The organism is Janthinobacterium sp. BHSEK (assembly GCF_056174685.1).
This window is the reverse complement of sequence record NZ_JBWBYV010000025.1, coordinates 22,090-34,257: the sequence shown is the minus strand read 5'-3', so window position 1 is coordinate 34,257 and position 12,168 is coordinate 22,090. Positions and strand designations below refer to the sequence as shown.

Below are 12,168 nucleotides of genomic sequence, written 5' to 3'. Positions count from 1 at the left end.
ACTTGCGTTGCGTGGCGGAATTTTTATCCGACGCGCTGCTTGTCCTTGTGCTGCCGGATAATCCTTGCGTAACGAGGTCTTTAGCTTCAACGGGACGGTTGTCGGTGAGTATCAATTTACTGGGAAACGGTAGTGGAAACCCTTCCGGCGTGCCAACGCGCTCTTTCTTTGCGCGCTTGATGATCTTGTCCTCGCCGTCAATATCACAACCCACCTGATGCTTGTTGCTCGGCCCTAGCGTGAAGTACGGACGCTTTTTGTTGTGCTCTTTATCGAACGACGCAGGAAATACCTGGGTGGTGCATCCACGGCAGATAAAACCGTTGCGATCCACTGTCTCCATGGTCCAAAGCTCCTCGCATTCGACCAAATCGAGGGTTCTTGTATCACGTGCCGTATCCATACATGGATTCCTGTGAGTGGTTTATCGGTGTTTGCCCGTGGAAGGTGGCGTTGTGTATTGGTTTTTCAATGAGAGTGGAGAGACTATTTTGTGGCGACGCCATGCGTAGCATGAGCATAGTGACAAAAAATGCAAAAAGCCAACCGCGAACGGTTGGCTTCTCTGAAGTATTTGGTAGGCCGTGCGGGATTCGAACCTGCGACCAACGGATTAAAAGTCCGCTGCTCTACCAGCTGAGCTAACGACCCAAAAACTTTGACTGCTTACTGCGGTAACACTGTGCGGTACGTACTTGCCACGAAGGCAAGTAAGCGTATTGCAAATTCTTGGTAGGCCGTGCGGGATTCGAACCTGCGACCAACGGATTAAAAGTCCGCTGCTCTACCAGCTGAGCTAACGACCCAAGGGCGGCTATTATGACGGCCAATGGCGGTTTTGGGAAGGGCTGGACGGGGCAAGGACGGAAAAAAGCCTTGCGTGGCCCTCATGCACGGTCTAGTATAGGTAGATAGTCTACCTATTTAACTCATTCCATGCCCACTGCCGAAGACCTTCCCATCCCCGAACGCGCGCTGGCGCTGTCCGATGACTTGCGCGTGGCGTTCAAGCGCCTGCTGCGCTCCATGCAGCGCGAAGGGGGCGAGCTGGAGGGCGGCGTATCGATGATGCAGTACATGCTGCTGGCCCTGATCCACGAGCAGCCCGGCATCGGCGTGGCCGCGCTGGCGCGGCTGCAGAATGTGCGCGGGCCCACCGTCAGCGCCCAGGTCAAGTCGCTCGAAGAGGCGGGGCTGGTCGAGCGCAGCGCGCCCGATCCGCAGGACCGCCGGCGTTCGGGCCTGCACGTGTCCGCGCAAGGCCTGGCGATCCTCGAAACCTTGCGCGCGCGGCGCCGCGATGCGCTGGCGCGGCGCATCGCCCGCTTGTCGCCGCAGCAGGTCGATGCGCTGGAAGCCGCCATGCAGCCGCTGCTTGAGATCGGCCAGGCATGAGCGGCCACGATCACGCCGCAGGCGCAGACAAAGGCGCCGTAAAACCCGTCACCGAGCGCGAAGTGCGCGCCATCTATCTGGGGCTGATGGCCGTGCTGGGCCTGGGCGCGCTGGACCAGAGCATCGTCGCCACGGCCCTGCCGCGCATCGTCGACGACCTGGGCGGCATGGCGCATCTGTCGTGGGTGGTCACGGCCTACGTGCTGGCCTCGACGGCCACCATGCCCCTGTACGGCAAGCTGGCCGACCAGTATGGCCGCCGCCCCATGATCTTCACGGCCCTGCTGACCTTCTTGCTCGGCTCCGTGCTGTGCGGGCTGGCGCAGAACATGACGGAGCTCATTATTTTCCGCGCCATCCAGGGCCTCGGTGCGGGCGGCTTCATGCCGCTGGCGCAAATCATCATCGGCGACATCGTGCCGCCGGCCGAGCGGGGCAAGCGGCAGGGCATGGTGCCCGTCGTGTTTGCCGTCACCAGCGTGCTGGGTCCGGTGCTGGGCGGCGTCATCACGGATGCCCTGTCGTGGCATTGGATTTTTTATGTCAACCTGCCCATCGGCGCGGCCGCCTTCGTCATCATCGCGCGCGCCATGCGCAAGCCGGCGCGCACGCATGCGCACAAGATCGACTACCTGGGTTCCGCCTTGCTGACGGGCGCCGTCACGGCGGCCCTGCTGGTGCTGGCGCTGGGCGGTACCGAGTGGCCGTGGGACTCTCTCGCCATCAAGGTGTGCGGCGGCGTCGCCGTGCTGCTTGGTATCTGGCTGGCGGTGCACGTGGGCAGGGTGGACGAACCCGTGCTGCCGCCTGACCTGTTCGAGAACCGCACCTTCAATATCGCCAGCCTGGTGATGGCCATGACTTTCATGGGGCTGATGGGCGCCAGCGTCTTCTTCCCCCTGTTCTTCCAACTGGTGATGGGCACGAGTCCCGCCGAATCGGGCGTGATGACGGTGGCGATGATGGTGGGGCTGGTGGCGTCGTCGATGTTCAACGGCCGGGTGCTGTCGCGCTCGGGAAAGTACAAGATGGTGCAGGTGGCGGGATTGGCCGTGGCGCTGCTGGCGTTTGCCGTGCTGGCCTGGGCCATGGAAACGTCGCGCGGTTACTGGGTCATCGAGCCGGCCATCTTCCTGCTCGGTACGGGACTGGGACTGGTGATGCCGAACATGACGATCGCCGTGCAAAATGCCTTGCCCCTGGCGCGGCGCGGCGTGGGCACGGCCATGCTGGCCTTTTTCCGCTCGCTGGGCGGCTTGCTCGGTGTGACGGCGTCCGGCGCCATCCTCGCGCACCAGCTGCATCAACATGGCGTGGAAGCCGTGTCGGCGCTGGGCGCGCAGGCGGCGGTGCAGACGGTCGAGGTGTACCGCCATGCCATCGCCAGCGTGTTTGGCGCCGGCGCCGTGCTGCTGCTGGTGGGGCTGGTCTTCCTGCTGTTCCTGCCGGAATTGCCCCTGGAGGGGCATCCGGCAACGTTAAAGCCCAAGACCGATCAGTAGCGCTCGAGCCAGTGGGCGTACGGCGCCGGCAGGGTCCACGAGGCGCGCTCCACGCCGAGTTCCTTGGCGGCAAAGTATGCCCAGTGCGGATTGGCCAGGTGCGCCTTGCCGACCATTACCACGTCCAGCTGTTCTTCCTTGATGACGCGCTCGGCGATGGCCGGCGTGCCGAAGCCCCAGGCGGAGGAGACGGGCACGCCCGCTTCGCGGCGCACGCGCTCGGCTATCGGTCCCATGAAGGCCGGGCCCCACGGAATCGACACGTCGGGAATGGTAAAGCCCATGCTGACGCTGATCATGTCCATGCCCGCGTCCTTGAACTGGCGCACGAGGCCGATGGACTCGAGCAGGGTTTGCTCGTCGCGGCCGTCGAATTCCAGCACGCCGAAACGGATGGTCAGCGGCAGGTGCTCGGGCCACACTTCACGCACGGCTTTCAATGTTTCCAGCAGGAAGCGGCTGCGGTTTTCCACGCTGCCGCCATAGATGTCGTCGCGCTGGTTCGAGTGGGCGGAAAAGAAGCTTTGCGCCAGGTAGCCATGGGCGAAGTGCAGTTCCAGCCACTCGAAGCCCACTTCGCGGGCGCGGATGGCTGCATCGACGAAGTTCTGTTTCACGCGGGCGATATCGTCGAGGTCCATGGCGCGCGGCACCTTGCCCAGGCCGCCGCCGAAGGCGATGGCGGACGGGGCGATGGTTTGCCAGCCGCGCGCGTCGCCTTCAGGAATGTGGTCGTCGCCTTCCCATGGGCGGTTGGCGCTGGCCTTGCGGCCCGCGTGGGCGATCTGGATGCCGGGCACGGAGCCGGCCGCCTTGATGGCTTTCACGACAGGCACGAAGGCTTGCGCCAGGTCATCGTTCCAGATCCCCGTGCAGCCTGGCGTGATGCGGCCTTCGGGCGCCACGGCCGTCGCTTCGACGATCACCAGCCCGGCGCCGCCACGGGCCATGCCCGCATAATGCGACAGATGCCAGTCGTTGACCTGGCCATCGACGGCCATGTACTGGCACATGGGCGGCACGGCGATGCGGTTGCGCAAGGTGATGTCTTTGAGGGTGTAGGGCTGGAAGAGGGCGGACATGGTGGCCTTTGTGTGTGTGTGGATGAAAAAGTAGGGAGATGCTGATTCGCTAGTTCGTAAATATTCGAAGAATGGAATTAGTATAGCGCATGCTGTATGATTGTGCTCATGCGCCCACACAAACATCCTCCCGCCAGCGAATTCGTCCTCGAGCGCGTGCTCTACGCCTTGAGCGATTCCATTCGCCTCGACATCGTGCGCCACCTGGCCCGCGTGGATGCGGCCGCTTGTGGCGACCTCGACGGCGGGCGGCCGAAATCGACCGTCTCCCACCATTTCAAGGTCTTGCGCGAAGCGGGCCTCGTCTACACGGAAAACGCGGGCACGACGCACATGAACACCTTGCGCCGCGCCGATATCGAGAGCCGTTTCCCCGGCTTGCTCGACGCCATCCTCGCGCAGCAGCCGCAAGCGAATCAGTCCTGAGTCAGCCCTGAATCTGCCGTAGAATGCCTGCAAGATTGCCGAATTTGCAGCATGGACGGGCAGTCCTGACCTGAAGGGCTGACGACGCATGAAAATTTTCGCACGGTATCGCTGGTGGTGCGCCGCCGCTTTCGTATTGCTGACTGGCTGCTGGCCTTACACGGAGCCGGCCACGGGCGAATATGCCGCCGTGCTGCGGCGCGGCGAAAAGGTGACCAAGGCCGATACCTACGGGCGGTTTGCCGCCTTGTCGGTCGAGTACCGCCAGGGCGGCGGCTCCCTGATGTCCACCGAGAATCACTCCATGCGGCTGATACATAAGGACAAAATCGTCGTCAAGGCCACCGATGGCATCGAACGCTGGACCGATTTCGCCCAGCCCGTGTATTTCGTCAAGCGGCAGGAAGACGACGGCATGCTGGCGCTGGTCCACGAGCAGGCGGGCAAGGCCGTGGTCGAGAAGATCGCGGCGTCGGAATACGGCTACCGTGGCAACGAGACGTACATGCATGGCTTCCCCCTGTCTCCGGGCGTGCGCTATTTCCCCGTCGATCAGCGTCCCGGTTTCCTGTTGCGTGGCCTGCCGCTGAAAACCATCGTGCTGCCCAGTCCGCCCGAGGGCGACGGCCACCTGCAAGCCTATGTTCTGGCGGCCATCTCGCCCGACGGAGCATCGTTTGCCTATGTCGACAGCGAATATGCGCCGTCCGTGGTGCTGGTGGTCGATGCGGACGGCAAGCGGCGCGATCCCATTCCCTTGCCGAGAATCTACCTGGCGGACGCACCCAGCTATCAATTCAACCCGTACGAGCGGCTGTGGGCCTGGTCGCGCACGGCGTTCGCATGGCACAAGAACGGCACGGGCAGCTGGGAGGTCCGTCCGGACGGTATTGCGCCTGGCGCTGCCGGCGCACGCAATGCGGTCGAGGAATTGTTTATCAGCGATCAAACCGGCTACCGTCGCTGTTTTGTCGCCGCCAATGCCGCCTGTCTGCCGGGCTGGCGCGCCGCGAACGCCGCCGAGCAGGCTAGGACTTTTGTGCGGGACGGCGACGCGCCGCCGTTTGCCTACGTGCCATCAGCCCCAACGGCCGCTTTTGGCTCCGCGGTCGGTGTGCTGTTGCTGTCCAGGGGCTGCTGCCGTGTGCCGTCCTACCATCTGTATCTGGATGGCGCGCCGGCAGCGGTGGCGGTGCAATTGTCCGCGCGCTTGCGCGAGAGCAAGACGCCTTTCGTGCGCATCGACGAGTGTCCGCGCCGCACGGGCAATGACGGCAAGTGCGCGGCGCAGCTGGCGCAGCAGCTCAAGCGGCCCGAGTCGCTGGGGCGCGAGTTGGGGCAATTGCTCGACACCTGGGACGGGCAGGACGGCGTGCTGTTCGTCATGCCGTCGATGGCGGTCGCAGTGCGCGCGAACGCGCAGGGCGGCAGCATCGTCCAGACCCTGTTGCGTGCGGATTTTTCGCGCAAGGACTGATATCGCTCATCTGCCGCGCGTCACCGAAGTGCCAGGCTCGGCTATGATGTCGGCCTTTCGGTAAATCCTCAGCCGCGCGCCTGTTGCGCGATGGGCTGGCGACGAGACCTGGCACGGCAAGGGATGGGAATGACGGCAGCAGCAGTGGTATCACAGGCGGACCTGGCACATCGTCCGCAGTTTGGCTGGATCAATGGTTTGAAGGCGGGCGCGGCGCAGTTGATCGTGTTGCACCATCTGGCGTTTTACGGGCCCATGTCCGACTATGTACAGCCCCTGTGGCCCGAGTTGCTGGGCTGGCTGGGCGGCAGCGCGCGCATCGCCGTGCAAGTGTTCCTCGTCATCGGCGGCTTCCTGGTCGCCAAATCCCTCTCGCCCGGCGGCCGTCCCGGCATCGCTACCCCGCTGCAGGCGATCTGGCGACGCTATGCCAAGCTGGCGCCGCCTTTCCTGGCGGCCACCTTGCTCGCGGCCATCATCACCCCTGTGGCCGGCATCTGGATGCTGCACGACTCCATGTCGGCCGCCGTCACCCTGGGCCAGCTGAGCGCCCATGCCTTGCTGCTGCACGGCGTGCTGGGCTATGAGTCGCTGTCGGCCGGCGCCTGGTACGTGGCCATCGATTTCCAGCTGTATATGCTGACGGTATCGCTGCTGTGGCTGGGCGGCCGCCTGGCGGGCCAGCGGCGCGGGCACTGGCTGATGCCGCTGGCCGTCACCGTGGGCATCACCTTTTCCCTGCTGTATTTCAATCTCGACGCGGACTGGGATAACTGGGCGCCGTATTTCTTCGGCAGCTATGGCCTGGGCATGCTGGCCTGGTGGGCCAGCGACCCGTCCCGCAAACCCGGTGCCATGACCGCGCTCATGGCCATGGCCGCCGTGCCCGTGCTGCTGGCCCTGGCCGTCGACTACCGCAGCCGCATCGCCCTGGCCCTGATCGTCGCCTGCGCCCTGTTCCTGTTCGGGCGCGCCCGCACGCCGTCGCAGGGCCGCGTCTGGAACATCGTCAACACTCTGGGACGCATCTCGTATGCCGTCTTCCTCGTGCATTTCCCCGTCAGCCTGCTGGTGAATGCGCTGTTTATCAGCTATGTCCCGCTCGAAGCGGAGTGGCAGGCGCTGGGCATGCTGACGGCCTGGGGCGCCAGCCTGGCGTCCGGCGCCGCGTTTTACCGCTGGGTGGAGGTGCCGCTGGGGCGGGTGATGGGCGCGGTGGTGGCGCATCTGGCTGGGAGGCCGGCGCTGGCGTCGCGTTAAGATCGATGGCGTAGTGTTCCGGCGGCACCCTTGCTCGAAAGAGACTGGTTGTTTCCATTATTTGTTACTACAATAAATAATGAGAATCACTTTTGATGCCGTTAGGTTGACGAAAGCAAATGAACGCGAAATCGCAAAATACTGGCAAAGCCTCGGTTGATCCCGACGATGCGCCCGAATTGGCGAACGGTTTTTTCGAGCAGGGCGTCTGGCAAGTGGGCGACAAGCCCGTTTCCCGTCCCGAGGCGCAACAGGAAGTGGCGCGCCGCCGCGGCAGGCCCGCCGGCACTGGCGGCAAAGTCAGCACGACCATACGCTTCGACGCCGAAATTCTCGATGCCTTCAAGGCCACCGGTGATGGCTGGCAAACGCGCATGAATGATGCGCTGAAGGAGCGGCTGCGATCCAGGCAAGCCTAGAAAACAAAAAAGCCAACCGCGAACGGTTGGCTTCTCTGACGTATTTGGTAGGCCGTGCGGGATTCGAACCTGCGACCAACGGATTAAAAGTCCGCTGCTCTACCAGCTGAGCTAACGACCCAAAAACTTTTTACAACAACTTCGGTAACACTGTGCCGTAAAAAAATGCTTGCTATAACAACTCGCAAGCAGATCAGTACTGCGTATTCGTGGTAGGCCGTGCGGGATTCGAACCTGCGACCAACGGATTAAAAGTCCGCTGCTCTACCAGCTGAGCTAACGACCCGAAGAAGAAAGATTATAGGGGGTGCCCGGGATTCTGTCAAACCTAACGGGCAACTTTTTCCCCGCTTTTACTTTTTGCCGCCCCGTTCCTTGGCGGCCTGGGCCGCGCTGGAGTCCGGGTAGCGCGCGATCAGCGCGTTCAGGGTCTTGGTGGCGTTCGGCTTGTCTTTCAGCTCCGTGTAGCAGCTGGCGATGTTGAGCATGGCGTCGGCCGCTTTCGGGCTGTCCGGGTAGTTCTTCAGCACGGCCTGCTGGGCCGTGATGGCGCTCTTGCAGTCGCGCTGGGCGTAATAGGCGTTGCCCAGCCAGTATTGCGCATTGGCCGCATAGGCCGATTCCGGATAGCGTTTCACGAAGCCGTCCAGGGCCGTGACGGCGCCCTTGTAGTCGCCCGACTTGAACAGGCCGAACGCGGATTCGTACGCGCTTTGCTCGGACACGCCCACGGCCGCTTCCTGGCCGTCGATGGTGACCTGGCGCGGTTCGAGCTTGCGCAGGCGCGCGTCGATGTCGGTATAGAAATCCTTCTGGCGCTTTTGCACATTCGCCAGGTCGTTGCCCAGCACTTCGATCTGGCCGCGCAGGCGGGCGATCTCCTGCATGGTCTGGTCGTGCTGGTTGAGCATGCTCAGGGTGCTGGTCTTGTCCGCCTTGGCGTCGATGCGGCCGTTCAGGTCGCGCGCCATGGCGTCGACCTTGGCGCGCAGCTCCAGGATGGCCTTGCGCGCTTCGTCGTCGTCGAACAGGGCGGCGTTGGCGTGCAGGGGCAGGTAGGCAAACGCGGCCATCAAGGCGGCGGCGACGCCGGCTTTCGAGAATGTCATCATGGGTCGGGCTTTCAAAGGTTACGCAAAACATGCAAACGGGGCGCCGGGCGGTGAATCACCGCGCTGCGCCCCATTATTATGCCTATGACTGGCCAGTTAGGTAAGCGTCAATGCTTGCGCGCTCACCCTTGAACATCAATAAACGATGTCAGCGCGGCGGTTTTCAGCCCATGCTGCTTCGTTGCTGCCTTGTGCTTTAGGCTTTTCTTTACCCAGCGACACGGCTTCCATTTGGCCTTCCGGCACGCCCAGGGCGGCCATCGACTTGCGCACGGCTTCAGCACGTTTCTGGCCCAGGGCCAGGTTGTACTCGGCGCCACCGCGTTCATCGGTGTTACCTTGGATCAGGATCTTGCGCGATGGGGTTTTCACCAGGTAAGCAGCGTGGTTTTGCACGACTGGGGTGTCCGCTTCACGCACGACGTACTTGTCGAAGTCGAAGTAGATGCTGCGGTTGGCCAGCACGCCTTTTGGATCGTCCAGTGGATCGACCGATGCGGTCGTTACTGGCTGAACTTGACGGGTGTCAACTGGAGCTGCGACTTTTTCAGGAGCGCGCTCAACCACTGGGGTCTCTGCCACTTTGACTGGGGTGCTGCAGGCGGACAGCAGGGCTGCGGTAGCGGCGATGAAAGCCAAACTTTTAAAGTTACTCATTTTTATTCTCCGGGTCATGGTTAAAGGTGAAACTGTACAGCATTTACTTCATAAAAGGACCCCAGGTGGGCTCCTTGATATTGCCAGCTTGCGTAGTCAAACGCTGTTTGACGCGGCCATCCACCGATACCACTGCCAGCGACTTGCGTCGTCCGGATTCGGTCGCGTACATGATATATTTCCCGTTGGGCGAAAAGCTCGGTGATTCGTCGTTGGCGGTGTCCGACAGGCGCAGTTCCTGGCCACTAGCCAGGTCGAGCGCGTAGAGCTGGAAATTGCCGTCGCGACGGGAAATATAAGCGAGTGTCTTCCCGTCGGACGAGATCCGCGGGCTGATGTTGTAGGAGCCGCCAAACGTCACGCGCTTGGCTTCGCCGCCGCTGGTCGACATGCGGTAGATTTGTGGTCCGCCGCTGCGATCGCTGGTGAAGTAAATGCTTTGGCCATCGGCCGAGAATTGCGGTTCCGTATCGATGCCGCTGCTGTTGCTGACGCGGCGCAAGCCGCTGCCGTCGGCATTGACGGTGTAGACCTGGGTATGGCCGTCGCGCGACAGGGCCACGGCCAGGCGCGAGCCGTCCGGGCTCCAGCTGGGCGCGGAATTGCTGCCTTTTTCATTCGACACGATGGTGCGCTGGCGCGTCACCAGGTTTTGCACGTAGACGATGGGCTTTTTCTTTTCAAACGACACATACGCCACCTTGGTGCCGTCCGGCGACCACGACGGCGAAATGATCGGCTCGTTCGAGCGCAGGGCGACCTGGATGCCTTCGCCATCGGCGTCGGCGATTTCCAGGCGGTATTCGCGGCCCGATTGCGTGACGTAGGCGATGCGCGTGGCGAACGCGCCCTTGACGCCCGTCAGCTTTTCATAGATGTCGTCGGCGATCTTGTGCGCCAGCAGGCGGTTGAACTGCGGTGCGGCCGCATTGTTCATGCTGGAAATCTGCGCGCCCTTGATGGTGTCGAACAGCTTGTAGCGCACGTCCAGGCGGCCATCGGCCATGCTTTGCACGCTGCCGGCCGCCAGCGCGTCGGCGCCGCGCGACTTCCATTGCTCGTAGCTGACGGGCGCCGTTTCCGACACGGGCGCATCGGCATCGATCAGCTTGAACACGCCGCTGCGCGCCAGGTCGGCCTTGATGATGCTAGATAACGATTGCGGCGCCGCCGATTCATTGGCAAAGGTGGCGACCGCCACCGGGATCTGGTTGCTGCCGATCCCTGTAATTTCCACGCGCAGCTGCGCCTGGGCGCCGGCCGCGCCCAGCATCAGGCCGGCGCAGAGCACGACGTAGCTCATTTTTTTCATGGTCATCATTTAGGCAAATCCTTCATCTCGAATATGAGTTCAATCTCGCGTTCCACAGTGCCGTCTTTTTTCTTCGGCAGTGGCGACGATTTGTTAATGGCGTTTTCCACCGAGCTGTCATACGCCGGCAGGCCGCTACTTTTTATCTTTCGGACCGAAATAATTTCCCCAGTTGGCAGTTGCTCGATCTTGAACACGGCGCGCGGGTTGCCCGGCACGTCCGTGCTACCGCTGTACGCGATATTGCTCTTGATCTTGCTCGTCAGGGCAGCGACATAGCCGCTGTCCTTGCGTGGCGCGGTCGCTTTCGCGGCCGTGCCCGTTGTACCGGCGCCCGCCGCACCCGTGATGCGGCTCATTTCCGCGGCGCGCGCCTTGTCGGCGGCTTTTTTCTCTTCCGCCGCTTTTTTCGCCTTGGCGGCTTTTTCCGCCGCCGCTTTTTTCTCGGACAGTTCTTTCTCGGCTTTTTCTTCCGCCGCTTTTTCTTTCTCTTTGGCCAGCTTGGCTTTCTCCAGCTTGTCGGCCTTTTCCTTCTCGAGCTTTTCAGCCTTGTCTTTTTCTTTCTGCTTCTGTTTTTCCAGTTCGCGCTTTTCTTCCTCGCGTTCCTTCTGTTCCTGCTTGCGGCGTTCTTGCTCTGCCGCTTTCTCTTTTTCTTCTTTCAGCTTGGCCTTCTTGCGTTCCAGGGCGATCTCCGCCTCGCGCAGGTCGACCTTCGGCTCGGGCGCGGCCACGGGCGGTGGCGGCGGCGGGGCCGGCTGTTCCACTTGCGGTTCCGGCGGCGGGGCCGGTGTCGGCTCCGGTTCCGTCGCCACGTCGGGCGGCGGCGCGGCCGTCTGCACCTTCATGTCCCACACTTCCGCTTCGACGGCGACAGGTTCCGTATTTTGCCAGTGTACGCCCACCCACAGGAAAAACAGCAGGCCAAGGTGCATCGCCAGCGCCAGGCCCAGCGAGGGCCAGCGGCTGCGTTCGCGCGGCACGCTGTAGGGCTTGCCGAGTACATGGTCGATTTGTTTGTTCTGCAAAGTCTAGTCTATCTAAAAACGGTCAAGTCTGGAAACAGGGTGCTGCGCTTACTTGGTGGCCAGGCCGACGCGGGTAATGCCCATCTTTTTCGCTTCCGAAATGAGCTGGATCACATCGTCGTACTTGCTTTCCTTGTCGCCCGCAATCATCACGGGATAGTCGGGATTGCTTTCGTGCAAGCCACGCAGCTTGCGCAGCAGGGCGTCGCGGTTCGGTTCCGTTTCCGGCGACAGCTGTTCCTTGCCGATCACGCCGATCGACAGCGAACCATTCGGTTTCAGCACGATCTGAATATAGTCATCGGGCGGTTTCGCCGACTTTTCCGCGTTGGGCAGGTTCACCACGCTGGGATTGTTCGACGACGGCATCACCATGAAAATGATCAGCAGTACCAGCATCACGTCGATGTACGGCACGACGTTGATCTCGGACTTGAACTTGCGGCCGCGGCCGCCGCGCATGCCGCCGCTATTGAATGAGGAACCCATGGACGCTGCTCC

General features: G+C 62.3%; 12 protein-coding genes, 4 tRNA genes and 1 pseudogene. 6 read left to right on the top strand and 11 right to left on the bottom strand.

Annotated features, from left to right (window positions below; all coding sequences use genetic code 11):
- From AC0V2Y_RS10285 to AC0V2Y_RS10275, 3 genes and pseudogenes are all read right to left on the bottom strand, one after another.
- Positions 1-403 (bottom strand): annotated as a pseudogene (locus AC0V2Y_RS10285) (hypothetical protein); the annotation flags it as partial.
- 172 nt (positions 404-575) lie between these two features.
- Positions 576-651: transfer RNA gene (locus tag AC0V2Y_RS10280), tRNA-Lys, on the bottom strand.
- 79 nt (positions 652-730) lie between these two features.
- Positions 731-806: transfer RNA gene (locus tag AC0V2Y_RS10275), tRNA-Lys, on the bottom strand.
- A 130-nt stretch (positions 807-936) separates the two neighbouring features.
- On the opposite strand from AC0V2Y_RS10275, the gene AC0V2Y_RS10270 reads away from it, so the two are divergent.
- Positions 937-1,395 carry a MarR family winged helix-turn-helix transcriptional regulator gene (locus tag AC0V2Y_RS10270; RefSeq protein ID WP_475417591.1) on the top strand — a complete coding sequence of 153 codons (459 nt, stop codon included), beginning with the start codon at positions 937-939 and terminating at the stop codon, positions 1,393-1,395.
- Positions 1,392-2,897: an MDR family MFS transporter gene (locus AC0V2Y_RS10265; protein WP_475417590.1), complete on the top strand. Its 1,506-nt coding sequence runs from the start codon at positions 1,392-1,394 to the stop codon at positions 2,895-2,897. The genes AC0V2Y_RS10270 and AC0V2Y_RS10265 overlap by 4 nt, the downstream gene beginning before the upstream one ends.
- Here AC0V2Y_RS10265 and AC0V2Y_RS10260 read toward each other — a convergent pair.
- Positions 2,891-3,979 carry an NADH:flavin oxidoreductase/NADH oxidase gene (locus AC0V2Y_RS10260; RefSeq protein ID WP_475417589.1) on the bottom strand — a complete coding sequence of 363 codons (1,089 nt, stop codon included), beginning with the start codon at positions 3,977-3,979 and terminating at the stop codon, positions 2,891-2,893. The genes AC0V2Y_RS10265 and AC0V2Y_RS10260 overlap by 7 nt on opposite strands.
- Positions 3,980-4,087: 108 nt before the next feature.
- Here AC0V2Y_RS10260 and AC0V2Y_RS10255 point away from each other — a divergent pair, with 108 nt between their 5' ends.
- From AC0V2Y_RS10255 to AC0V2Y_RS10240, 4 genes are all read left to right on the top strand, one after another.
- Positions 4,088-4,405, top strand: a complete 318-nt coding sequence (locus AC0V2Y_RS10255) for an ArsR/SmtB family transcription factor (RefSeq protein WP_099410002.1) — start codon at positions 4,088-4,090, stop codon at positions 4,403-4,405.
- 88 nt (positions 4,406-4,493) lie between these two features.
- On the top strand, positions 4,494-5,882 hold the full coding sequence (locus tag AC0V2Y_RS10250) for a hypothetical protein (RefSeq protein ID WP_475417588.1): 1,389 nt from the start codon (positions 4,494-4,496) through the stop codon (positions 5,880-5,882).
- 129 nt (positions 5,883-6,011) lie between these two features.
- Complete coding sequence (locus tag AC0V2Y_RS10245) at positions 6,012-7,142, top strand: acyltransferase family protein (RefSeq protein WP_475417587.1); 1,131 nt, start codon at positions 6,012-6,014, stop codon at positions 7,140-7,142.
- Positions 7,143-7,261: 119 nt separating this feature from the next.
- Positions 7,262-7,561, top strand: a complete 300-nt coding sequence (locus AC0V2Y_RS10240) for a BrnA antitoxin family protein (RefSeq protein WP_475417586.1) — start codon at positions 7,262-7,264, stop codon at positions 7,559-7,561.
- Between the two features lie 45 nt (positions 7,562-7,606).
- Here AC0V2Y_RS10240 and AC0V2Y_RS10235 read toward each other — a convergent pair.
- The 7 genes from AC0V2Y_RS10235 to AC0V2Y_RS10205 all read right to left on the bottom strand — a co-directional run bounded on the left by AC0V2Y_RS10235 (position 7,607) and on the right by AC0V2Y_RS10205 (position 12,156).
- Positions 7,607-7,682, bottom strand: a tRNA-Lys gene (locus tag AC0V2Y_RS10235).
- A gap of 89 nt (positions 7,683-7,771) precedes the next feature.
- Positions 7,772-7,847, bottom strand: a tRNA-Lys gene (locus AC0V2Y_RS10230).
- A 67-nt stretch (positions 7,848-7,914) separates the two neighbouring features.
- Positions 7,915-8,673, bottom strand: coding sequence for a tol-pal system protein YbgF (ybgF, locus tag AC0V2Y_RS10225; protein WP_475417585.1), 759 nt, complete (start codon positions 8,671-8,673; stop codon positions 7,915-7,917).
- A 135-nt stretch (positions 8,674-8,808) separates the two neighbouring features.
- A complete protein-coding gene (gene pal / locus AC0V2Y_RS10220) occupies positions 8,809-9,330 on the bottom strand; it encodes a peptidoglycan-associated lipoprotein Pal (RefSeq protein WP_034759187.1) in 522 nt (173 codons plus the stop codon).
- A gap of 43 nt (positions 9,331-9,373) precedes the next feature.
- The gene (tolB, locus tag AC0V2Y_RS10215) at positions 9,374-10,642 is read right to left on the bottom strand and encodes a Tol-Pal system beta propeller repeat protein TolB (RefSeq protein ID WP_475417593.1); all 1,269 of its coding nucleotides are present in this window, start codon (positions 10,640-10,642) and stop codon (positions 9,374-9,376) included.
- Positions 10,643-10,647: 5 nt separating this feature from the next.
- On the bottom strand, positions 10,648-11,667 hold the full coding sequence (gene tolA / locus AC0V2Y_RS10210) for a cell envelope integrity protein TolA (protein ID WP_475417584.1): 1,020 nt from the start codon (positions 11,665-11,667) through the stop codon (positions 10,648-10,650).
- Between the two features lie 48 nt (positions 11,668-11,715).
- Positions 11,716-12,156 carry an ExbD/TolR family protein gene (locus AC0V2Y_RS10205; RefSeq protein ID WP_223278896.1) on the bottom strand — a complete coding sequence of 147 codons (441 nt, stop codon included), beginning with the start codon at positions 12,154-12,156 and terminating at the stop codon, positions 11,716-11,718.
- Between the last annotated feature and the right edge of the window lie 12 nt (positions 12,157-12,168).